Origin of the sequence: Mesorhizobium sp. CO1-1-7, assembly GCF_020164885.1 — a bacterium.
Taxonomy (GTDB): domain Bacteria; phylum Pseudomonadota; class Alphaproteobacteria; order Rhizobiales; family Rhizobiaceae; genus Mesorhizobium; species Mesorhizobium australicum.
This window is the reverse complement of record NZ_JAIUHA010000005.1, coordinates 102,928-123,655: the sequence shown is the minus strand read 5'-3', so window position 1 is coordinate 123,655 and position 20,728 is coordinate 102,928. Positions and strand designations below refer to the sequence as shown.

Genomic DNA, 20,728 nt, shown 5'->3' with positions numbered 1-20,728 from the left:
TCAGCGTCCAACTTCGAAGAAGGGCTTGCCGAGCAGGTCTGGAACGACGTCGATGCCAAGGCCTGGGCCGGCGGGAATACCCATGCGGCTGCCGGTGACCGGCGGCGCGTTCGACGCGGTGCGCACCGTCACCCATTCATGGAAGGCGATCGCATGCAGCCGACGCTCCTCCGGCGTCGACAGTGACAGATGCGCCATGGCGGATGTGTCGATCTCGGCGCCGCCGGTATCCTCGACCGTGATCATGAAGCCGAGATCGACGGCGACGTCACGGATCAGCCGGGTCTTGGTGACGCCGCCGAGCCGCGAGATCTTCAGTGTCAGCCCGTCCGCCGCGCCGAGGCGATGGATTTCCAGCATCGCCTCCAGCGAGGTGACGGATTCGTCGAGCACCATCGGCTTGTCGAGCATGCGGCGCACCGACATGTTTTCGTCGATCGTCGTGCAGGGCTGCTCGAACGTATAGTCGATCGCCCGCGTCGCGTCAGTGAACTGCCGCGCCTGGTATGGTGTCCACCCGGCATTGGCGTCGCAGAAAATGACAGTGCCTTTCGGCACCGAGGCGGCGACCGCCGTGACGCGCTCGACGTCGTCATGGACATTGCCGCCGACCTTGACCTGGAGCCGGCGGAAACCGTCCTCGACGATGCGCTTGGCAAGTGCGGCCATTTGATCGACCGTGCCATGGGTGACGACCTTGTAGAGTTCGGCCGTGTCGCTTTCCCTGCCGCCGAGCAGCGTCACCAGCGGCACGCCGGCGGCACGCGCCGCGAGATCCCAGCAGGCCATGTCGAGCGCCGATTTGATGTAGGGATGGCCCTTGAACACCGTCTCCATCAGCCGGCCGATGCTCGCCAGCCCACGTGGATCGTGGCCAATGAGATGCGGCGCGATTTCCGGGACGCCGGCGCGGGTGCCGGCCGGGAAGGCGGGCGAGTAGAAATTGCCGAGCGGCGCCATCTCGCCCCAGCCGGTCAAGCCGCTGTCCGAGCTGATGGCGACGATCACAGCGTCGAAGCAGTCGGCCACACGCCCCTTGGACATGCGATAGGGGCCGTCTACGAAAGGCTGCACGACGTGATAGGCTTTGATGGTTTCGATTTGCACGTGGGGTATCCATTATCCGCGATGGGGGAGGGTCAGGCGCCTTTCGACGAACGCTTTTCGAGGTCGCGCGCGTAGGCAAGAAGCTCTTCGAAATCGTGGTCGATATGCTCGCGTGCGTGGCGCTGGGCGGCACGCATGTCGTCGCCCTTGAGCAGCGCCACATAGGTTTCATGAACGTCTTCGGCGGGCACGGCTTCCTTGCGCGCCTGCTGGTGCAGGGCGAAGTACATCTGCAAACGGCTGGTCAGCCTTTGCCAGGTTTCCAAGAGCACTGAATTGTCGGCCCATTCATGGATCAGGCCATGCAGTTGCAGCGCGGTCTCGATCTGGCGCGTGGTGTCGCGGTCGCGCGTCGCCTGCTTCACCGCCTCGTGGCGCCGGTCGAGCTCATCGAAAAAGCGCTGGTCGCGCAGTTCCCACGTCCGCTCGATGGCGAATTCGTCGAGCACCTTGTTGAGCGAATAGACGTCGTCGATGTCCTTGGCGGTGACATTGATGACGAAGGTGCCTGCATAGGGAATGCTGGTCAGTATGCCTTCCTGGACCAGCTCGCGCATCGCCTCGCGCAGCGGGGCGCGGCTGACCCGCATCTGTTCGGAAATCCTGAGCTCGTTGAGCTTCTGGCCTGGCTCGAGCTGACCGGTCAGGATCGCGCGTCTGAGCAGCGCCACGATTTCGGCACGGCGTGTCGTGTCGGCAATCGGACTGAATTCCGTCTTCACCATCCGGCCCACTCCCGCGAGAACAGAGCAGAGACAATCAGATTGTCGACAATCTAACAAGAGGCTCTGCTCGAATTCTTATCTTCGCTTCGCGGCCCGGGCCGGGGTGCGAAGGGCTGGGTCAAGCCGCACGGCCATAGAAGCCGACGCGCTCCTCCTCGCTGAACATCACGCCTGGCTTCTCATAGTAGGAGAACACCGCGATCATCCGTTCGCGTTCACCTTTGACCGTGGTGACACGATGCGCGGTGTTCTTGCCGCGAAACACGTTCAGCGTGCCTGGTTTCATGCGCAGGATCCTGGCGTCGGGGTCACGTCCTTCGAGCAGCCGGGCGACGCCCTCGTAGTTCGGGTTGTCATCCGACCTGAGATCGGTGCGGTATTCGAGGTCGCCGCCGCGTTGCGCCTGCTGCAGCAGCAAGGTGGTGGTGAATTCCGAGCGGTCGAAGTGCCAGTTCAGCGCTTCGCCGGCGCGATAGGCCATGACATTGGTGCGGGCCAGCGGATCCTCCATGACGTGCAGCTTTGCCTTGCCCATCGTCGCCGCGAGGAAACGCACCAGCGGCTCATACTCATAGATCGCCATCACCGTGCTGCCGGGAATTTGGTCGGCGCAGACCGTGTGGCTGACGGTCTCGACCTTGCGCAATGCGGGATGATCGGGCGCCAGTTCGGGAATGCTCGGCTTGAAGTAGATGTTGTGCATGCGCTTGTGGACATGGGATTGCGTGTCCATGACCGGCTTGATCTCCCGCACCGCCTGTTCGGCGACGCCGGGCTTCAACAAACCTTCGAGATTGAACATGCCGTCGGCTTCCAGCGCCGCGATCGACTGTCCGACGAGGCGGTTCCATTCGACGCTGCCTTCACGGTCGAGCGGATAGCGGTCGAGATCGAGAATGTCTTTCATGTCATGTGCTCCAACGTTAGGCACAGAAGACGGCAAAATATTCTTTCTCTCAACACCGGAAATTATTAGGATTGGCCAAGAAAAACTTCAGGAGCCTGATTTGGACCGGCTGCCGCCGCTGAATGCGATCAAGGCCTTCGAGGTCGCGGCCCGGTCAGGCAGCTTCACCTTGGCCGCAGCCGAGCTCGGCGTGTCCTCGGCGGCGGTCAGCCAGCAGATCCGCAATCTCGAAGCCTGGTTCGGCAAGCAGCTTTTCGTGCGCACGGGCAACCGCATCGCGCTGACCGATGCCGGGCACGCCATCTATCCGCAGACGGCGCGCGCGCTCGGCGACATTGCCGCGATCGGCCAGCGCATGCTGGAAGGGGGCCTGAGGACGCGACTAGTCGTCAGCGTGCCGTTCTCGCTTGCCGAGCTGTGGCTGGCGCCGAGGCTGGCCGTACTCCTGGATGCCTTCCCGCATATGGCGATCGATGTGCGAGCCGAGGATGATCCGATCGATCTGGTGCGCCAGAATGTCGACGTGCGCATCAGCTATGGCGACTATCACTATCCCGGCCTGCGGATGGTCCGCCTGGTCCATGACGAGGTGCTGCCGGTCTGCGCGCTGGAATTCTGGCAGCGGCACGGCAATGGCGATGCGAGGCTCACCGATTTGCATGAGAGCCAGTTCATCCATACCAATTGGGGACCGAACTATGCCTCGCACCCGAGTTGGACCGACTGGTTCGCGGCATGCGGATCCAGCCGGTCGCCCGACCCGTCGCATGGCCGCCGCGTCGGCCTGTCCAGCCTGGCGATCGCCTCGGCGAGGCTCGGCCTGGGCATTGCCCTCGGCCAGCGGGTGATGGCGCAGGCCGATCTGGAGGCAGGGCGCCTGATCGCGCTGTCATCGGTCTCGGTGCGCCTTGGTCATCCCTATTGCGCCTTCATGCCGCCAGCCAAGGCCGACCGCGCCAATGTCGCCGCTCTGGTCGGCCTGCTCGTGAAAACGGCGCCCGCGACCTGAGAAAAGGTCGGGGGCGCCGCGCGGAAACCGGGCCTGCGGGGGAGTCAGGTAGCCGGTTTCTGTGGCAGGGGCGAAATCGGCATTCCGGGGCCGATCTTCTGCAGATTGCCTGTGATCACCTGGTCGCCTTCAGCGACGCCGCTGAGGATGGCGACCATGTCGCCGCTGGTCGGCCCCAGCGAAACCAGCCGCTGGTCGACCGTATTGCCCTTGCCGACGACATAGAGATACTTGCCGAGTTGGCTCGATCCCAGTGCGACCTGCGGCACCATCAGCGCATCGGGCTGTTGTTTGACGTGCAGCCGCACGCGAACATACTGGCCAGGCAAGAGCGTGAACTTGGCGTTGCCGATTGTGGCGCGTGCGGTGATCGTGCCGGTCGAGTGATCGATCGTGTTGTCGATAAAGGTGAGCTCGCCCTTCTGGTGGGCCTCGGTCTCACCGGGAAGCAGGACCTCGACCTCGATCGGGCCGGCGGCACGCGCTTCCTCGATCTGCGCCAGGTCCGTCTCGCTCGGATTGAAGGTGACGTAGATCGGATCGAGCTGCACCAGCGTGTTGAGCACGGTGCCGGCGACGCTGACCAGCGTTCCCACGGAAGCCTGGTTGCGGCCCAGACGTCCAGCGAACGGCGCGTGGATTTCAGCGTAGCTCAAATTGAGCTCGGCCGTGCGCACAGCCGCCTGGTTCAGCGCCAGCGACGCCTGCGCCTCGCGCAAGGTGCTGGTGCGCTGGTCGAAGCTGTCCTTGTCCAGGTAGCCGCTCTTGGCGAGTTCGGTACCGCGGCCGAGATTGGAACGTGCATAATCGAGGGTCGCCGTGTCGCGCTGAACCTGTGCCTTCGCCTGGTCGAGCGAGGCCTGGAAGTCATCGGGCGAGATCCTGTAGAGCAGGTCGCCTTGCCGCACGTCGGCGCCGTCTTGCGCCGTCTGTTCCTGCAAATAGCCGGGGACGCGTGCCTGCAGCGTGATGCTGCGGATCGGCTCGGTCCGCGCGGCATAGTCGAGATAGATCGGGATCGTCTTCTTGACCACGTTCGCCACCGGCACCGGCATGACGAACGCTGCTGGAGCCGGCGCGGCCCCGGCCGTGCCGGCATTCAGGCTGAGATTGCCCATGTCCAGCAGGTGGACACTGGCCACCGAGATCGCACCCAGCGCGACAGCCGTTCCCAACGCGATTTTCCATTTACGCATGATGATTCTCCAATCTTATTCGGCCGCTTCCGCCAGGGGAGGGAAGGCGGGTTTGGCCGTTGGTTCAGTGTGTTGAGAAGCGGGCTCGTCGCCGCCGCGCCGTTCGCGCAGCTGTTCGATGACCGCGTAGAAGACCGGCACGAACACCAGCGACAGGATGGTCGCGGCGACCATGCCGCCGAACACGGTGGTGCCGATGGACTGGCGGCTGGCGGCACCTGCGCCGGTGGCGATCATCAGCGGCACCACGCCGAGGATGAAGGCAAACGCGGTCATCAGGATCGGCCGCAGTCTCAGCCGGGCGGCCTCCATCGATGCCTCGACGATGCTGAGGCCTTCCTCGCGCCGCCGTCTTGCGAACTCGACGATCAGGATCGCGTTCTTGGCCGCCAGGCCGATCAGCATGACGAAGCCGATCTGCGAATAGACGTCGATCTGCATGCCTCGTACCCAAAGTGCGGCGAACGCGCCGAACAGGGCGAGCGGCACCGCCAGCAGCACCATGAAGGGCATCGCCCAGCTCTCGTACTGCGCCGCCAGGATCAGGAAGACGAAGACGATGGCGAGGGCAAAGACCACCGACGCGATCGATCCCGCCTTGAGCTCCTGGAAAGTGATGCCGGTCCATTCGAAACCGAAATCCCTGGGCAGCGCGGTCGCCGCGGCCCGTTCCATGGCGGCGACCGCCTGGCCCGACGAATAACCGGGAGCGGCGCCGCCATTGATGGTGGCCGAGGCGTTGTTGTTGTAGTGCGGCACGGTTTCCGGGCCGACGAACGGCACCAGCTTGCCCAGCGTGCTGAGCGGCACCATGCCGCCGGAGGCATTGCGCACATAGAGCCGTGAAATGTCGGCTGCACCGGCACGTGAATCCTTGTCGGCCTGGATGGTTACCCGGAAGGTGCGGCCAAACAGGTTGAAGTCGTTCACGTAGAGCGAGCCGAGATAGATCTGCAGCGTGTTGAAGACGTCGGGCAGGTTGAGGCCGAGCAGCTTCGCCTTGGCGCGGTCGAGATCGTAGTTGAACTGCGGCGTCGAGGTCGAGAACGGCGAAAACAGCTGCTGCGGATTGATTTCAGGCTGCTTGCGGGCCTCGGCGATCACCGCTTGCGTGGCGTCGTTGAGGGCCGTGCTGCCGCGGCCGGTGAGGTCCTCGACGACGAATTCGAAGCCGCCCGTGGTGCCGATGCCGGGGATGGAGGGTGGATCGAAGGAGAGCGCGAAAGCCTCCGGAATCTGCATCAGCTTGCCACGCACGTCGCCGACGAGCTTCGAGGCGCTCTGGTCGGGGCCACGCTCCTCCCACGGCTTGAGGATGGCGAACTCGACCGCCGAGTTCGACTGCGCCGCGCTGGTAAGGAAGTTCAGGCCGCTGATCGAGCCGACGATGTCGACGCCTGGCGTCGCCTGCAGGATGTCGCGCGCCTTCTGGGCCACCGCATCGGTACGCTCCAGCGAAGCGCCGTCGGGCAGCTGGATGACGACGAAGAAATAGCCCTGGTCCTCGACCGGAAGGAAGGTCGAGGGCAGCTTTTGCCAAACGAAGTAGGTGGCGACCAGGCCGGCGGCGAACAGGCCAAGCATGATCCAGCGCAGCCGGATAAGGATGCGCACGCCATGGGCATAAGCATGCGACAGTCTGTCGAAGCCCGTATTGAACCAGCGGAACAGGAAGAATTGCGTTTCGCCGCGATGGCGCAGGAAGGCTGCACTGAGCGCCGGGCTAAGCGTCAACGAGTTGAAGGCGGAGATGCCGACGGAGATCGCCACCGTCAGCGCGAACTGGTTGTATAGCTTGCCGGAAACACCGGGAATGAAGGCAACCGGCACGAACACCGCCATCAGCACGGCGGTGGTCGCAATGATCGGGCCGGTGACCTCGGCCATGGCGGCCTTTGTCGCCGCCAGCGGCTTCAGTCCGGCCTCGAGCTGTCGTTCGACGTTCTCGACCACGACGATGGCATCGTCGACGACAAGGCCGATCGCCAGCACCATGCCGAGCAGCGAGAGCATGTTGAGCGAGAAACCCATCATCTCCATGATGACGAGCGTCGCCACCAGCGACACCGGAATGGCGATGGTCGGAATAATGGTCGTGCGCCAGCTCTGCAGGAAGATGAACACCACGGCGACGACGAGCACCAGGGCTTCGCCAAGCGTGATCAGCACGTCATGCATCGAAGCCGAGACGAAGCGCGTCGTATCGTAGTGCATCGCATAGTCGACGCCCTTGGGAAAACGGGCCGAAAGTTCCTGCATCTTGTCCTTGACGCGCTGCTGCAGATCGAGCGCGTTGGAGCCGGGCATCTGATAGACGGCGAGCACCACGGTCGGGTCCTTGCCGAAAAAGGCCGAGGACGAATATTGCAGGGCGCCAAGCTCGATACGGGCGACGTCGCGCAGCCGCACCAGCGAACCGGTGTCGGTGTTGGCACGCACGACGATGTCGCCGAATTCCTTCGGGTCGCTCAACCGTCCGACGGCGTTGACCTGCATCTCGAAGGCGGTGCCGGCGGGCGCCGGCGACTGGCCGATCTTGCCGGCCGCCACCTGGACGTTCTGTTCGGCGATGGCATTTTGCACATCGACCGCGGTGATGCCGAGATTGGCGAGCTTGTCCGGATCGAGCCAGACGCGCATCGAATAACGCCGTTCGCCGAAAATCTGCACGTCGCCGACACCAGGCAGCCGCTTCAGCGGATCCACCACCTGCAGATAGGCAAGGTTGGAGAGCGCCACCGGATCGACCGAATGGTCGGGCGAGGTCAAGTTGACGATGAGCACGAAGTTCGGGTTCTGCTTCTTGATCGTCACGCCGCCCTGGTTGACGATCGCCGGCAGCGACGAGGCCGCCTGCGAGACGCGGTTCTGGACGTCGACGGCGGCCGTGCTCAGGGAATAACCGACATCGAAGGTGATGGTGATGGTCGACGAGCCGTCATTGGAACTCGTCGAGGACATGTAGGTCATGCCTTGCACGCCGTTGATCTGCTGCTCCAGCGGCGTCGTCACCGTGTCTGCCACCACTTGCGCGCTGGCGCCCGGATAGTGGGCGCTGACGACGACTTGCGGCGGTGTGATGTCCGGAAATTGCGAGACGGGCAGCAGGAAATAACAAATCGTGCCGGCGAGCACCATGATGATGGCGATCGCCGAGGCGAAGATCGGACGATGGATGAAGAAGTTTACCACGACACGCACGCCTCTCCGGCCGCTCTTGCCCGCCCGAAGGCGCTGGCGACCCTGGACAACTGCCCGCGCCCGTCCCGGGACCCTTCCCGTGAACGCAGCAACGGCACCTCGCGACGCTGCCCATCGGCAAGCGAGCGCAACATGTTCTCGAAGGCGCGGGGGTCGACCCCGTCTGCCTTCATGACCAGCCGGATCATCGGATCCCGGACGGCCTCATCTATGGTAAGATCGCGGCGCTGTGGCATTGGCCGGCTCCTTGTCTGTCGATTCGCAGCCCGTGCTCACGAACCGTTTTTCATCTCTTCACCGGCCGAGGCCGCATGATTGGCAATCTTTTCGTCCATCTCGATCTGGTAGGACCAGTTCACGACCTTGTTATTGACGACGGACGATATAGGTGTTACCAGTAAGTAACATTCAGGAAGTTACAGACCGGTAACACCCTAGTCAAGAGGTGGCCGAGGGGTTTTTTGGAAACGAAAGGAGATCATGATGACAGACGGCGTCGTGGAGCGCTCTCGTCCCCGGGATCGAATTCTGGAGACGGCGCGTGACATGTTCCACAAGCACGGCATCAAGGGCGTCGGCGTCGACGCCATCACCGAGGCTGCCGGCACGAACAAGATGACGCTCTATCGTCACTTCGAATCCAAGGACGAACTGATCGTCGAATGCCTGCGCGCCAACGCACTGAAAGCCGGCGCGATGTGGGAAACGTTCGAGGCCGAGCATCCGGGCGACAAACTCGCTCAACTTCATGCCTGGGTTCGCAAGGCCGCCGCCATGCTCAACACCGACGGCCGTGGCTGCGACATGGCCAACGCCGCCGCCGAGCTGACCGAACCCGATCATCCGGCAAGGCGCGTCATCAAGGAACTCAAGGAAGCCCAGCGCGAACGCCTGGTCGGGCTCTGCCGGGATGCCGGCATCGGCCAGGCCGAGCTTCTCGCCGATACGCTGTCGCTGCTGTTTGAAGGTGCGCGGGTCAGTGTGCAGACCGTCGGTGCCGAGGGCCCGAGCACGCAGTTCGTGCGGATGGCTGAAGGGCTGATCGTTTCCTTCCGGGGCACTGCCGCCGGTTAAGTATTGCCGTGGCTGCTGGTGATTTTGCGGTCGCGTGACCGAAACGATGTCTGCTGCCCTATAGGCAGCACGCTATTTCCCGTTGACTGAACGAAAAAAGCCCGCTGCCGGGAGGAGGTGGCAGCGGGCTCGATTTCGAATGTGGCGCGGGAGGAGGTGCACCCCATTCAGCGTCGGCATCGCATCTGGGAGGAGTAGATGGCCGACAACCAGAACGTACGAGTTGCCCAATGATTCGGCAACAATGAATTGTGCATAGCTGCTGTGCAGATTTGCAGGGGCGGTCAGGTTCCCCAGGAGATGCGGGATCTCACTGCACGGGTACGTTTTCCCGGAAGATCAGTCGCGGCTCGATGAATTTGCGGGTGAGATAGGGCGCCGATGATGCGATCGAGCCGAGCAGTTGGATCACCGACTGCTCCGCGATCAGCCTGGCGTTCTGGTCGATGACGACGTCGGCGAGGTCGTCGACGAGGTAGCCGCGTGTCTCCCTGGTCAGGTCGTGGCAGATGAAGACCGGCTTGCGGTTGGGCCTGGTTTCCCGGATCGCCTTGGCAATGCCGGAGCGCCCGGCGCCGACACAATAGATGCCGAGCAGTTCCGGCTCGTTGCGCAACGCTTTCATGGTTGCGGTATAGCTGGCGTCGGGCTCGTCATTGATCTCGACGGCGCTGCTGACGGTGAGGTTGGGAAACTCCTCGCCAAGCACGGAGCGGAAGCCCATCTCGCGCTCTTCATGGCCGCGATAGGAACGCGAACCGACGACCATCGCCAGCTGCCCCTCGCGGCCGCCGAGAAAGCGTCCCATCAAAAGTGCCGCCGTCCGTCCCGCCACGCGGTTGTCGATGCCGACATAGGCCGAGCGGGGAGCGGCCGGAATATCGGACACCAGCGTCACCAGCCGGATACCGGCCTCGACCATGTCGCGCAGGATGTTGCGCGTCCTGGGATGATCGACCGCGATGACACCGACGCCGTTGGCGCGCAGCGACAGCTTTTCGACCGCGGTCTGCAAGGCATTGGGCGAGATACCGGCGAGATTGTGAATCCGGCAGGACGCCACCAGCGGCAGGCGCGAGGCGTAGTCCTCGATGTGCTTTGCCAGGTCGTGCATGAAGTCGTTCGAGCCGATCGGTAGGAAGAATTCCAGGTTTGCGGGCCTCGAGGGAAGCGTCACCTGGTCGGCGACCGGCAGATAGCCGAGCTGCTTGGCGGCCTCCATGACGCGTTGCCGGTTGGCGGCACTCGCTCCGGGCCGGTTGTTGAGCACCCTGTCGACCGTCGCGGTCGACAGCCCGCAGTTCCTGGCGATGTCGGAGACGGTAGCCTTCATGCCGCAACCCTACACGTCGCTTCGTACGTCCTCAGTGCGCCGGCTTGCCGTCGGCGAGGGCGTCGCGGATGTCCTTGTCCGACATGCCGGTGATGATGCGCTCGACTTCCGTCACGGTTGTCGTCTTCGGATCGATGTCGTCGGCGACCACCTTGCCCCTGCGCATGACGACGATGCGGTCGACCACCTGGAAGACATGGTGGATGTTGTGCGCGATGAAGATGCAGGAGTGGCCGGAATCGCGGGCGTTGCGCACGAAGCTGAGCACGCCTTGGGTCTCGGCCACGCCGAGATTGTTGGTCGGCTCGTCGAGGATGATCAGGTCGCTGTCGAAATGCATGGCGCGCGCGATCGCGACCGCCTGCCGCTCGCCGCCGGAGAGCGAGCCGATCGGTGTCGTCGGCGGGATGTTCTTGGAGATTCCGACCTGTTTGAGCAGATCGCGGGCGACCGTGTTCATGGCGTCCTGGTCCATGCGGTTGAGGAAGCGCGGCGGCTTGATCGGTTCTCGACCCAGGAACAGGTTGCGCGCGATCGACAATTGCGTGACCAGGGCGGAGTCCTGGTAGATGGTCTCGATGCCGTGGGCGATGGCGTCGCTGGTATCGCGCAAGGTGACCTTCTTGCCGCGGATGAAGATATCGCCGCTGGTCAGCGGCACCGCGCCGGAGAGAACCTTGATCAGCGTCGATTTGCCGGCGCCATTGTCGCCCAGAAGGCCGACGATCTCACGCTCGTTGACATGGAAATTGGCGTCCACCAGCGCCTGCACGCGGCCATAGGACTTGCGGATGTTGTGCATGCGGATCAATGGCTCGGCCATGGTTCAAGTCCCCGCCTGGTGTCGGCGTTCCAGCCATGAATGCAACGCCATCATGCCAAGGATGATCGCGCCGATGAAGATGTTGTAGGCAAGGCCGGGCACGCCGATCAGCACGATGCCGTTGCGCATCACGCGCAGGATCAGGATGCCGAGCACGGTGCCGATGATGGTGCCGCGCCCGCCGGTGAGTGCGGTGCCGCCGATCACCACCATGGCGATCACCTCGAGCTCGTAGCCGGTGCCGCTGTTGGGGTTGGCGGCGGATGTGCGCAGCGAGGAGATGACGCCGGCAAGCGAGGCCATGACCGACGACAGGACGAACAGGCCGACCTTGACGCGATTGACATTGACGCCGCGGGCACGCGCCGCGTTGGGATTGCCGCCCGCCGCCTGGATCCAGTTGCCGGTCCGGCTTTGCGTCAGGACATAGCCGAGCGCGATCGCCGCGGCGATGAACCAGAACAGCGACATGTAGATGCGGAACGGCCCGATGAAGAAGTCGCCGACCAGAGCCTCCGCCAGCCAGCTGCCTTCGGCACTCCAGGTGCGCTGCGGAAACCCGTCGGTGATGAAAAGCGCGCTGCCGCGCACCACCAGCAGCATGCCGAGCGTCACCAGGAAGGACGGGATCTTGAGCTGCGTGACGAACCAGCCATTGACCAGGCCGATCAAGGCGGCAACCACCAGCGCGACAAGGAAGCCCATTTCCAGCGAGGTGACGCCGGCATTGAACAGCGTCCACATCAGCACGGGCGAGAAGCCGAACAGGGACCCGACGGAGAGGTCGAATTCGCCCGAAGTCATCAACAGCGTCATCGCCAGCGCGATCAGGCCGAGCTCGACCGTGAAGGCCAGCGTGTTGGAGATGTTCTGCGGCGACAGGAAGTCGTGGTTGAAACCCCAGAAAACGGCGATCTCCACGATGAGCAGAATGAAAGGTCCGAATTCCGGCCGCGCGATCAGGCGTTGGATGAGCGAATGATTTTCCACTGGGAACCCGCGACATGGTTGGGACGGGCCGCGAGCTCCACCGCATCGGGTGGCATGCCACGGCGCAGGAAGATATCTGGCGCCGTGCGAAAACGCGCGGCGCCAGGGGATCGCGGATTATTTGCCGGACAGGATCTTGTCGTAGACCGCCGCGGTGTCCTTCTCATAGAGCGCGCCGGTGATGACGTTGAAGCCCGGAGGAATGCCGCTGGCCGCCATGTTGGCGAGCGACAGCGCCACATAGCTGGTCGCCTGCGGATCCTGCCACTGGCCGGCATTGACATAGCCGTTCAGCACTTCCTGGGTGGTGTCGAGCGAGTTGCCCCAGCCGACCACCGGGATTTCGCCCGGCTTGACGCCGACCTGGTCGAGCACGCGCTTGATCGAACCGGTTACGAGGTCGCCCAGGCCGATGATGGCGTTGACCTTGCCCTTGTGGGCGGTGAGGTAGTCGACCATGCGGTTGATCACCTCGGCCTGGTCGAGCGTCGCTTCGGTCACTTCATAGGTGATGCCGAGCGGGCCGAAGACGCTCTTGATGCCTTCTTCTTCCTGCACGCCGTAGGTGGCGCCGGGGATCTCGACCGGCATCCAGACGAAGTCGCCCTTCTTCACCAGGCCCTTGTCGACCAGATACTGCGCCCAGTGCTTGCCGAAAGTGACGTTGTCACCGCCGACATAGGCGTTGAAATTGGCCTTGGGATCGGGCGTGTTGAAGTTGATGATCGGGACGTTGGCCGCGCGCGCTTCCTTGACGATCTCGACCAGGCTGCCCGGATCGGGGCTGGTGGTGACGATGCCGTCGGCCTTGGCCGAGAGGGCGGCACGGACCGCCTCCTGCTGCGAGGCGACGTCGCCATTGTGGAACGACGTGTTGACGGTGTTGCCGGTGTCCTTGGCCCATTGCTTGGCGCCGGCGAGGAAGTAGGTCCAGACCGGGTCGGCCGGCCCGCCATGTGAAATCCAGTAGAACGTCTTGGCCTGCGCGGCTGCCGGAATGACCGTCAGCGCGATCAGCAGGCCGTAGAGCACAAGTCTTAGTCTCGTCAGCATTTGATTTCCTCCCGGTTGAAGATGATCCGTCCCTTGTTCCGGCTTCAGCCGGATTGCGTCTTTTTGCCAGCGCCGCTCGGATGCCTAAGAGCATTCCCTTTTTCGACGAATGGCAAGCCTCCATCTGCAGATGTAGTTGGCGCCTGACGCGGCGCCATCAGCGACCCCATCAGATCGCATCAGTCGGGATGATTTTTCCCGGGCAGTCGGATGATTGTCGCCGAGAGCTCAGCCGGGCGGACTATCCCGATCACGTCTGGGCGGTCTCTGAGGGCGAAAGCCCCCAAAGAGCCGCTTAGAGCAGGCCGGCCTTGGCCAGGTCGCGCATCAAATGGCTGGCGCCGTAGGTCCAGTGCGGGCAATCGGGCGACAGCCGCACGCGGTTGACCAGCGCGCCGAATTTTTCCGACGAGATGGTGACGATGTCGCCGACCTTGTGCGTGAACCCCTTGCCCTTTTCGCCGCGATCCTTCGACGGCACGAACATGGTGCCGAGATAGAGCGCCAGCCCGTCCGGATACTGGTGATGCGGGCCCATGGCCGCGGCAACCAGCTCCTCCGGCGAGCGGCTGATCTCGGCCATCGAGCTTGCCCCCTCCAGCGAAAACCCGTCCTCGCCCTCGACCTTCAGGCGCACGACGGCCTGCTTCACGTCGGCGGTGGAGAACGTGTCGTCGAACAGCCGGATGAAGGGGCCAAGCGAGGCCGAGGCGTTGTTGTCCTTGGCCTTGCCGAGCAGCAGCGCCGAACGCCCCTCGACGTCGCGCAGATTGACGTCGTTGCCGATGGTGGCGCCGACGATCCTGCCGCTCGAGGCGGCGATCATGGCGATCTCCGGCTCCGGATTGTTCCAGGTCGAAACCGGATGCAGGCCGACATCGGCGCCGAAGCCGACCGAGGCCATCGGCTGGCACTTGGTGAAGATCTCGGCATCGGGGCCGATGCCCACTTCCAGATATTGCGACCAGGCGCCGCGCGAAATCAGCTTGGCCTTGATCTCCATCGCCTCTGGCGAACCGGGCTTGAGCTTCGAAAGATCATGGCCGATCAGACCCGCAATGTCGGCGCGGATGGCGTCGGCCTTATCAGCCGAGCCACGCGCCTGTTCCTCGATCACCCGTTCGAGCAGGCTGACGACGAAGGTGACGCCGGAAGCCTTGATCGCCTGCAGGTCGACCGGCGACAGCAGAAAGGGTTTTGCCCGGTCGCGCGTGGCTTCGAAACTGTTGGACGCGATATCGTCGAGTGAACCGATCGGCTTGCCCGTGGCCGAGCGCACATGGCCGGCCGGGTCGGCCAATTCGCAGACGTCACGCACGGTGGGCGCCGCGCTGGATGTGATGTCGAAGACGGTGCCGTCGCGCACCGTGACGACCAGGGGGTGCGAGGCATCGCCGCTCCTGGCGCGGCCGACAAACAAGCCTTCAGCGGGCAGATGTGTCGGGTTGGTCATGAGTTGGGTTCCTCGTTGAATCGAAAATGCTGGCCCGGTCGGCGCGGCACTTTCGCCGGATTCCATTCAAAGGTCTATCCCATCCAAGCAGTCGAGCGGTGGCCGCGAATATGCCGACTGGGTCATCCACGATGTCCGGATGTCAAGGACATCACCGGGCTTAGGGTCCGGTTACTCCAACTTGACTCAGAGAATTGTTCGTGTTTTGTTCTGGGCGCCAGAACAGAACGGAGGCGTTCCTTGGCGAGCGTATAGGTAATGTACCAAGGCGAACTAGATTTCGGAATTCCAGAACCGCCAAGGCGGCCCAAAAAGCCCGATCGTGTCTTCTTCGGCGTGTTTCTGCAGGCAGGGGATTATTTTCGGTTTGCTGATTGTCAAAGCCGGCTATGCGACAAATGTGGCATAGCCGGCTCACCGCTGATACCGGAGCGTTTTCATGTCAGCCAGCAGCATGTCGGGGACTACAAGCGGCTGCGGTCGAAGATCATCTTTGCGGCCACCCGATCGGGGCAGCGCGTCAAGATGCCTGCTTTTGAGATCACCTTTCGCCACGCCAGGAGCTTTCCTGGCCGCCCGGCGACAACAGGCCGACCGGCCAAGCATCCCTTCGTGCTTGTGGCCGATGACGGACCGGTTTGTGAACTGAGCGGGAATCTCGGCGCCGAAATGCTGCGTGAAGGCCTGAAGGCGTCAGACGGGTTCGTCCCTCATATGACCCTTGCCTATGACCAGAAACTTATCCCACAACTGCCGATCGAGCCGATCAGCTTCGTGGCGCGGGAGTTCATTCTCGTGCACAGCCTGCGCGGGCTGACGCAATATGACTTTCTGGAACGTTGGCCGCTGATTGCGATGTAACGAAGGACGCGCTGGTTCGCGCGACACCCCATCCTGACAGGGTCATGTCAGCTATCGACCTGTCCGCGATGGCAGGTCCGCAAGCGGTTCCCTACTTGCAATGCGTCTGAACAGGAGGAACAAAAATGACCGTCACGGAAATCGCCAAGGAGTTCACCGAACTTCTCAAGCAGGGCAACAACGAAGGTGCTGCCGAAAAATACAATGCGGACGATATCATCAGCTACGAAGCGATGGAGGGACCGATGGCCGTCAGTCACGGCAAGGAGGCCCTCAGGCAGAAAAGCCAGTGGTGGCAAGAGAACCACGAAGTGCATGGCGGCTCGGTCGAGGGCCCTTATGTCAACGGCGATCAATTCGCGGTGCGCTTCACCTTTGACATAACGCCCAAGGCCACCGGCGAGCGTGTCACCATGGATGAGGTTGGCCTGTACACGGTCAAGAACGGCAAGATCACCGAAGAGCGCTTTTACTACTGAGGCCGGAAATCGGTCTTCCCAGCTTTGCTCTCTTTGCGGCAAGGTTGAAAATTTGCACGGCGGCCAGAGCGATCCTCTGGCCGCTGGGAGCGTTCAAATCGTCTTCACATACTGCGCAAGTTGATCGGCCACCGTGCCCCAGCCGTCGAAGAAACCCATCTCTTCATGGTTGTCGCGGGTGGCTTGGTCACGGTGAATGGCTGTGGCGGTATAGCGCGTACCCTGGCCATCCTGATGGAGCGAAATGACCGCGGTGATGAAAGGCTCGCCCGAGGGTCGATAGCCGGGCAGCAGCGCATCCGTCCACACCAGCCGCTCGTTGGGCACGATTTCCAGATAGCAGCAGTGGCGGTCACTGACCTCCTTGCCGTCGGGCGACTGCATGCGTGTCCGAAACAGGCCGCCCGGCCTGAGGTCGATCTCGCAGTCGGTGATCAGCCACGGCTTCGGCGTGAACCACTGCCTGACATGCTCAGGTGTCGTCCAGGCTCGCCAAAGCAATTCGCGCGGCGCATCGATTACGCGCTCCAGCGTCAGGTCCAGTCTAGGATCCGGCTTGAACGGATAGCTCATTTTTCTGTCTCCTTGAGGGTCATGACATAGGCATCGAACTGGTCGAGGCGGCGTTCCCAAACTGTACGCTGTTCGGCCAGCCAGCTTTCGGCGAGCTTCAACGGTTCAGGCGCAAGCTCGTAAGTCCTGACCCGTCCGGTCTTTTGCGAACGAACCAGCCCGCAGCCTTCGAGAATCTTGAGATGGTCGATGAAGGATGGCAGGGCCATCTCGAAAGGCTGGGCCAGTTCGCTGACCGAAGCAGGGCTCCTGTTCAGCCGCTCGACCACGCGCCGTCGCGTCGGGTCGGCAAGCGCGCGAAAAATGCCGTCGATCGGCGGGAGGCTTGGATTTCTACTCTGGAGGCTGGTCATCGATCGGTCCCCGGGTTGTCAAAGCGGTCGAAAACACTTAGGTAATTTCCTTAGTGTTGGCAAGCGCAAATTTACGGCAATGTTGGCCAAGCTGCTGGCCAAGCGGGAAGGGCGGTTTTAGGCTGCGAAACGGATTCGACTGTCAGCCCAAGGGAAGAGCACTTTGACCATCACCGTGTACGGCATCACCAATTGCGACACGATCAAGAAGGCGCGCGTCTGGCTGGAGAGCCATGACCTTCCCTATCGTTTCCACGACTATCGGGCAGAAGGGATCGAGGCGGGCAAGCTGAATGGCTGGGTCGGCAAGGTCGGTTGGGAAAAGCTGCTTAACAAGGGCAGCACGACGTTTCGCGAACTGCCGGAGGCGGACAAGCAAGGCCTCGACGAGAAGAAGGCGAAAGCGCTCATGCTGGCCAAGCCGACAATGATCAAGCGGCCGGTCTTGGAGATCGGCGATCGGGTGGTGGTTGGCTTCAAGCCGGAGGTTTATGAGCAGACGGTGGGGAAGTAGGCGGAAGCGTCGCGACGTCCGATCTCCACCCTCGTGGGGGAGATGTCCGGCAGGACAGAGGGGGGCGCTGTCCCGCCTGTTTGCGAAGGTCCGAGCGCCTCAACCCGCGCTCAAATACTCCGCCAGCGCCACCGCATTATTGTGCGCCTCATCATGCGCGCCGTAGAGCAGCGTTACCTTGCCCTCGCCAAGCAAGCCGCGCAGCTGCGCAACCGCCTCACCATTCCCGTCGAGCTCAGCCCCGTACCGCTTCCGAAATTCCGCCCAACGTGCCGGCTCGTGCCCGAACCACTTCCGCAGGTCGTCGCTCGGCGCGATCTCCTTCAGCCACAGTGCCAGCGCGGCATGCTCCCTGCTGACGCCGCGCGGCCAGATGCGGTCAACCAACACCCGCTGCCCGTCATCGGCAGCGGGCGGTTCGTAAATCCGCTTGACCATCAGGTCGAAAGCCATTCGACCTCCCTACGCCGAACCCCTCAGGCCCACTCGCCCTTGCGCATCACCGGCACGCGGCTGCCATCCTTGGCGACGCCGTCAATGTCGATCTTGTCCGACCCGATCATCCAGTCGATATGGATGAAGCTCTTGTTGCCGCCGCGCGCCGCGATTTCGTCAGGGCTGAGCGAGGCGCCGTCGACGAAGCATTTCGAATAGCATTGGCCGAGCGCGATGTGGCAGGCGGCGTTTTCGTCGAACAGTGTGTTGAAGAACAACAGGCCGCTGGCCGAGATCGGCGAGGAATGCGGCACCAGCGCCACTTCGCCCAGACGACGCGCGCCCTCGTCGGTGTCGAGCACCTTCTTCAGGACGTCCTCACCTTTCGACGCCTTGGCCTCGACGATCCTGCCGCCCTCGAAGCGCACCGAGATGTCGTCGATCAGCGTGCCTTGGTAGGACAGCGGCTTGGTCGAGGAGACATGGCCCTCGACGCGCCGCGCATGCGGAGTTGTGAAAACTTCCTCGGTCGGGATGTTGGGATTGCAGGTGATGCCGTTCTTGGCGGTCGAGGCGCCGCCCATCCACTCATGGCCATCCGCCAGCCCGACCGTCAGGTCGGTGCCCGGTCCAGCGAAATGCAGGGCATGGAAATCATGGCTGTTGAGCCATTCGGTGCGGCCGCGCAGCGCCGCATTGTGCGCCGTCCAGTTGCCGATCGGGTCTTCCACATCCACCCGCGAGGCGGCGAAGATGGCGTCGGCGAGCTTCGCGACCGCCACATCGTCGGCATCGCCGGGGAAAACCTGCCTGGCCCAGGCCAGATCCGGATAGGCGACGATGTTCCAGTTGATGTCGAAGCCGGTGATCTTCTCCAGCGCCGGCTGGTAGGCCATCGAATTGGCCTTGTTGGCGCGCGCCACCTTCGCCGGATCCTGCGCCGACAGGAGCGACGGATCCTCGCCGCGCACGGCAAGCCGGGCTGCGTTGTTGGAGAAGGCCTTAGCCATGCCTTCGTAGAGCCAGCCGGCGGCATGGTCGAAGCCAGCATCGGCGCCGAAGCGGTAGCGCGCCAGCGTCATCTCGTCATCGTTGAAGATCGGCGTCACCAGCCCGGCACCGGCCTTGTAGGCGTGTTCGACGATGCGCCTGGTCAGCGGCAGGGCCGCGATCGACGATGTCAGCACCAGGTCCTGTCCGGGCTGCAATTGCAGCCCCACCTTGATGGCGACTTCCGCCAGCCTGTCGAGCTTCACCGGGTCGATCGTTGCGGAAACGCCGCGCGAATGTGTGGTCATGATCCTGCCTGTCGTCTTGGGATGTTCGATTGAACATAGACCGGTGCCGCGGTGCTTTCCACCGTGATCGTGCCGCTGGGCTCCGCGACCGACGATCCGAACCGCGCCATCGTCGCCGCGATCTCTTCCTTGATCCAGATCATGAAGTCCCGGACCTTGCGGCTCTCGGCCTTGGTGGCGGAGGTCACCAGCCAGTAGCCGAGGCCGCTCTGGGCGCGAATTCCGAACGGCGCCACCAGGCGCCCGTCGGCCAGCGCATCGGCCGTCAGCAATTGCCAGCCGAGCATCACGCCATGGCCGGCGATCGCCGATTCCAGGCACAGCATCGGGTCGGTGAAGCTCGCGCCTTTCTGGAAGGTAACGGGTTGAACGCCGGCGGCCGCGAACCAGCTTTCCCAGTTGATCATGGCCCGCTCGTCGGTGATGGCGCAGGTCTGGGCGAGGTCGCAGATCGACGTAAGTTTTCTGGCAATCCCGGGCGCGCAGACCGGGAAGACTTCCTGCGCCAAAAGCAGCTCCGCCTTTCCACCCGGCCATTTGCCGTCGCCAAGCCGGATGGCAATGTCGACGTCCGAGTGATCGAGATTGGCCAGCCGCACTGAAGCGTCGATACGCAGCAGCACGTTGGGATGCCGGTCGAAGTGCCGCGACAGCCGTGGCAGCAGCCATTTGGAGGCAAAGGCCGGTGCCGCCGAAACGACCAATGTGCACTGGCTGGCTTCGTCGGCCAGTGCCACGGCCTGGGCAAGCTCGCGAAATCCAGTGCCCAGGCGGGCCGCGAAGACGGCGCCGAATTCGGTCAGGACGAGGCCGCTGGTCGTGCGCTCGAACAGTGCCTGGCCGAGCTGTTTTTCGGTGCGGCTGATCTGCTGGCTGACGGCGCTGACGGAAACATTGAGTTCGCCGGCGGCGGCGGCGAGCGAGCCGAGACGGGCGACGGTTTCCACGGCGCGAAGGCCGTTGAGATGAACGCGGTTGAGCATGGCCATTTGAGATTTTCTAAACCGATCCGGCCGAAATCTCAATTGAAACGGATATCGAAACGGCAGACCTTATGGGTGGAAACAGGCCCATGGAGCCGGAAATGCTGAGCATGTTGCTGAAGGCCCTGGTCGCGGCCACTTCGCCGGATGACACGGACTGCGACTTCGATACGCTGAGTTGGCTGACCGATCCGCTTGCCCACCCCGCGCTGGATGTGATGTCGGAGCGCGAACTCGGTGATGTGCCGTTCCGGTTGACGGCGCGCCGGACCGCGTATGAGACCGTTTCACCGAGCGCCGGTTTCGGCGATCGCTGCTGAGCGCGCGATCGCGATCAGGGCACTGGCCCAACACGAGGCGG

Annotated in this window: 21 protein-coding genes; 6 read left to right on the top strand and 15 right to left on the bottom strand. The window is 63.1% G+C overall.

Annotated features, from left to right (window positions below; all coding sequences use genetic code 11):
- The 3 genes from LB516_RS12275 to LB516_RS12265 form a co-directional block, all read right to left on the bottom strand.
- Entirely contained in the window at window positions 1–1,107 is a 1,107-nt protein-coding gene (locus LB516_RS12275; protein WP_224719632.1) for a mandelate racemase/muconate lactonizing enzyme family protein, read from the bottom strand.
- A gap of 32 nt (window positions 1,108–1,139) precedes the next feature.
- Window positions 1,140–1,832 carry a GntR family transcriptional regulator gene (locus LB516_RS12270; protein WP_224719631.1) on the bottom strand — a complete coding sequence of 231 codons (693 nt, stop codon included), beginning with the start codon at window positions 1,830–1,832 and terminating at the stop codon, window positions 1,140–1,142.
- A 118-nt stretch (window positions 1,833–1,950) separates the two neighbouring features.
- On the bottom strand, window positions 1,951–2,739 hold the full coding sequence (locus LB516_RS12265) for a 2OG-Fe(II) oxygenase (protein WP_224719630.1): 789 nt from the start codon (window positions 2,737–2,739) through the stop codon (window positions 1,951–1,953).
- 100 nt (window positions 2,740–2,839) lie between these two features.
- On the opposite strand from LB516_RS12265, the gene LB516_RS12260 reads away from it, so the two are divergent.
- Window positions 2,840–3,748 carry a LysR substrate-binding domain-containing protein gene (locus tag LB516_RS12260; RefSeq protein WP_224719629.1) on the top strand — a complete coding sequence of 303 codons (909 nt, stop codon included), beginning with the start codon at window positions 2,840–2,842 and terminating at the stop codon, window positions 3,746–3,748.
- A gap of 44 nt (window positions 3,749–3,792) precedes the next feature.
- On the opposite strand, the gene LB516_RS12255 is transcribed toward LB516_RS12260, so the two are convergent.
- Window positions 3,793–4,944: an efflux RND transporter periplasmic adaptor subunit gene (locus LB516_RS12255; protein ID WP_015318882.1), complete on the bottom strand. Its 1,152-nt coding sequence runs from the start codon at window positions 4,942–4,944 to the stop codon at window positions 3,793–3,795.
- 15 nt (window positions 4,945–4,959) lie between these two features.
- On the bottom strand, window positions 4,960–8,136 hold the full coding sequence (locus tag LB516_RS12250) for an efflux RND transporter permease subunit (RefSeq protein ID WP_140617599.1): 3,177 nt from the start codon (window positions 8,134–8,136) through the stop codon (window positions 4,960–4,962).
- A gap of 492 nt (window positions 8,137–8,628) precedes the next feature.
- On the opposite strand from LB516_RS12250, the gene LB516_RS12245 reads away from it, so the two are divergent.
- The gene (locus tag LB516_RS12245) at window positions 8,629–9,219 is read left to right on the top strand and encodes a TetR/AcrR family transcriptional regulator (protein ID WP_015318879.1); all 591 of its coding nucleotides are present in this window, start codon (window positions 8,629–8,631) and stop codon (window positions 9,217–9,219) included.
- Window positions 9,220–9,529: 310 nt separating this feature from the next.
- On the opposite strand, the gene LB516_RS12240 is transcribed toward LB516_RS12245, so the two are convergent.
- The 5 genes from LB516_RS12240 to LB516_RS12220 form a co-directional block, all read right to left on the bottom strand.
- Entirely contained in the window at window positions 9,530–10,552 is a 1,023-nt protein-coding gene (locus LB516_RS12240; RefSeq protein ID WP_224719628.1) for a LacI family DNA-binding transcriptional regulator, read from the bottom strand.
- 31 nt (window positions 10,553–10,583) lie between these two features.
- Window positions 10,584–11,375, bottom strand: a complete 792-nt coding sequence (locus LB516_RS12235) for an ATP-binding cassette domain-containing protein (protein ID WP_015318877.1) — start codon at window positions 11,373–11,375, stop codon at window positions 10,584–10,586.
- A gap of 3 nt (window positions 11,376–11,378) precedes the next feature.
- Window positions 11,379–12,365 (bottom strand): ABC transporter permease, encoded by a 987-nt coding sequence (locus tag LB516_RS12230; RefSeq protein WP_015318876.1) that lies wholly within the window; start codon window positions 12,363–12,365, stop codon window positions 11,379–11,381.
- A 117-nt stretch (window positions 12,366–12,482) separates the two neighbouring features.
- Window positions 12,483–13,418 carry a substrate-binding domain-containing protein gene (locus tag LB516_RS12225; RefSeq protein WP_140715080.1) on the bottom strand — a complete coding sequence of 312 codons (936 nt, stop codon included), beginning with the start codon at window positions 13,416–13,418 and terminating at the stop codon, window positions 12,483–12,485.
- Between the two features lie 295 nt (window positions 13,419–13,713).
- Window positions 13,714–14,871 (bottom strand): fumarylacetoacetate hydrolase family protein, encoded by a 1,158-nt coding sequence (locus LB516_RS12220; RefSeq protein WP_224642983.1) that lies wholly within the window; start codon window positions 14,869–14,871, stop codon window positions 13,714–13,716.
- 258 nt (window positions 14,872–15,129) lie between these two features.
- Between LB516_RS12220 and LB516_RS12215 the strand changes: the two genes are divergently transcribed.
- On the top strand, window positions 15,130–15,732 hold the full coding sequence (locus LB516_RS12215; RefSeq protein WP_140823360.1) for a 2'-5' RNA ligase family protein: 603 nt from the start codon (window positions 15,130–15,132) through the stop codon (window positions 15,730–15,732).
- Window positions 15,733–15,857: 125 nt separating this feature from the next.
- Window positions 15,858–16,211 (top strand): nuclear transport factor 2 family protein, encoded by a 354-nt coding sequence (locus tag LB516_RS12210; protein WP_140617345.1) that lies wholly within the window; start codon window positions 15,858–15,860, stop codon window positions 16,209–16,211.
- 93 nt (window positions 16,212–16,304) lie between these two features.
- Here the strand turns inward: LB516_RS12210 and LB516_RS12205 are convergent, their stop codons facing one another.
- Both LB516_RS12205 and LB516_RS12200 read right to left on the bottom strand, forming a co-directional pair.
- Window positions 16,305–16,784 carry an SRPBCC family protein gene (locus tag LB516_RS12205; protein WP_140661449.1) on the bottom strand — a complete coding sequence of 160 codons (480 nt, stop codon included), beginning with the start codon at window positions 16,782–16,784 and terminating at the stop codon, window positions 16,305–16,307.
- Window positions 16,781–17,137, bottom strand: coding sequence for an ArsR/SmtB family transcription factor (locus LB516_RS12200; RefSeq protein WP_140661448.1), 357 nt, complete (start codon window positions 17,135–17,137; stop codon window positions 16,781–16,783). The genes LB516_RS12205 and LB516_RS12200 overlap by 4 nt, the downstream gene beginning before the upstream one ends.
- A 163-nt stretch (window positions 17,138–17,300) precedes the next feature.
- Here LB516_RS12200 and LB516_RS12195 point away from each other — a divergent pair, with 163 nt between their 5' ends.
- Entirely contained in the window at window positions 17,301–17,651 is a 351-nt protein-coding gene (locus LB516_RS12195) for an ArsC family reductase (RefSeq protein WP_140661447.1), read from the top strand.
- A gap of 99 nt (window positions 17,652–17,750) precedes the next feature.
- Here the strand turns inward: LB516_RS12195 and LB516_RS12190 are convergent, their stop codons facing one another.
- The 3 genes from LB516_RS12190 to LB516_RS12180 are packed head-to-tail and all read right to left on the bottom strand — an operon-like array spanning window position 17,751 to window position 20,373.
- The gene (locus tag LB516_RS12190) at window positions 17,751–18,104 is read right to left on the bottom strand and encodes a DUF488 domain-containing protein (protein WP_015318868.1); all 354 of its coding nucleotides are present in this window, start codon (window positions 18,102–18,104) and stop codon (window positions 17,751–17,753) included.
- Window positions 18,105–18,127: 23 nt separating this feature from the next.
- A complete protein-coding gene (locus tag LB516_RS12185; RefSeq protein ID WP_224595801.1) occupies window positions 18,128–19,384 on the bottom strand; it encodes an aminopeptidase in 1,257 nt (418 codons plus the stop codon).
- Window positions 19,381–20,373 carry a LysR substrate-binding domain-containing protein gene (locus tag LB516_RS12180; protein ID WP_140617340.1) on the bottom strand — a complete coding sequence of 331 codons (993 nt, stop codon included), beginning with the start codon at window positions 20,371–20,373 and terminating at the stop codon, window positions 19,381–19,383. Before LB516_RS12180 ends, LB516_RS12185 begins: the two co-directional genes overlap by 4 nt.
- A gap of 83 nt (window positions 20,374–20,456) precedes the next feature.
- Here LB516_RS12180 and LB516_RS12175 point away from each other — a divergent pair, with 83 nt between their 5' ends.
- On the top strand, window positions 20,457–20,687 hold the full coding sequence (locus LB516_RS12175) for a hypothetical protein (protein WP_224719627.1): 231 nt from the start codon (window positions 20,457–20,459) through the stop codon (window positions 20,685–20,687).
- The last annotated feature ends 41 nt before the right edge of the window (window positions 20,688–20,728 follow it).

Excerpts from the sequence above, each read along its gene's own strand:
- LB516_RS12200 (WP_140661448.1), bottom strand. The coding sequence starts at position 17,137 with ATGACCAGCCTCCAGAGTAGAAATCCAAGCCTCCCGCCGATCGACGGC.
- LB516_RS12210 (WP_140617345.1), top strand. The coding sequence starts at position 15,858 with ATGACCGTCACGGAAATCGCCAAGGAGTTCACCGAACTTCTCAAGCAG.
- LB516_RS12270 (WP_224719631.1), bottom strand. The coding sequence starts at position 1,832 with ATGGTGAAGACGGAATTCAGTCCGATTGCCGACACGACACGCCGTGCC.
- LB516_RS12235 (WP_015318877.1), bottom strand. The coding sequence starts at position 11,375 with ATGGCCGAGCCATTGATCCGCATGCACAACATCCGCAAGTCCTATGGC.
- LB516_RS12175 (WP_224719627.1), top strand. The coding sequence starts at position 20,457 with ATGGAGCCGGAAATGCTGAGCATGTTGCTGAAGGCCCTGGTCGCGGCC.
- LB516_RS12265 (WP_224719630.1), bottom strand. The coding sequence starts at position 2,739 with ATGAAAGACATTCTCGATCTCGACCGCTATCCGCTCGACCGTGAAGGC.
- LB516_RS12245 (WP_015318879.1), top strand. The coding sequence starts at position 8,629 with ATGACAGACGGCGTCGTGGAGCGCTCTCGTCCCCGGGATCGAATTCTG.
- LB516_RS12180 (WP_140617340.1), bottom strand. The coding sequence starts at position 20,373 with ATGGCCATGCTCAACCGCGTTCATCTCAACGGCCTTCGCGCCGTGGAA.
- LB516_RS12205 (WP_140661449.1), bottom strand. The coding sequence starts at position 16,784 with ATGAGCTATCCGTTCAAGCCGGATCCTAGACTGGACCTGACGCTGGAG.
- LB516_RS12240 (WP_224719628.1), bottom strand. The coding sequence starts at position 10,552 with ATGAAGGCTACCGTCTCCGACATCGCCAGGAACTGCGGGCTGTCGACC.
- LB516_RS12255 (WP_015318882.1), bottom strand. The coding sequence starts at position 4,944 with ATGCGTAAATGGAAAATCGCGTTGGGAACGGCTGTCGCGCTGGGTGCG.
- LB516_RS12190 (WP_015318868.1), bottom strand. The coding sequence starts at position 18,104 with ATGGCTTTCGACCTGATGGTCAAGCGGATTTACGAACCGCCCGCTGCC.
- LB516_RS12220 (WP_224642983.1), bottom strand. The coding sequence starts at position 14,871 with ATGACCAACCCGACACATCTGCCCGCTGAAGGCTTGTTTGTCGGCCGC.
- LB516_RS12215 (WP_140823360.1), top strand. The coding sequence starts at position 15,130 with ATGTACCAAGGCGAACTAGATTTCGGAATTCCAGAACCGCCAAGGCGG.
- LB516_RS12225 (WP_140715080.1), bottom strand. The coding sequence starts at position 13,418 with ATGCTGACGAGACTAAGACTTGTGCTCTACGGCCTGCTGATCGCGCTG.
- LB516_RS12185 (WP_224595801.1), bottom strand. The coding sequence starts at position 19,384 with ATGACCACACATTCGCGCGGCGTTTCCGCAACGATCGACCCGGTGAAG.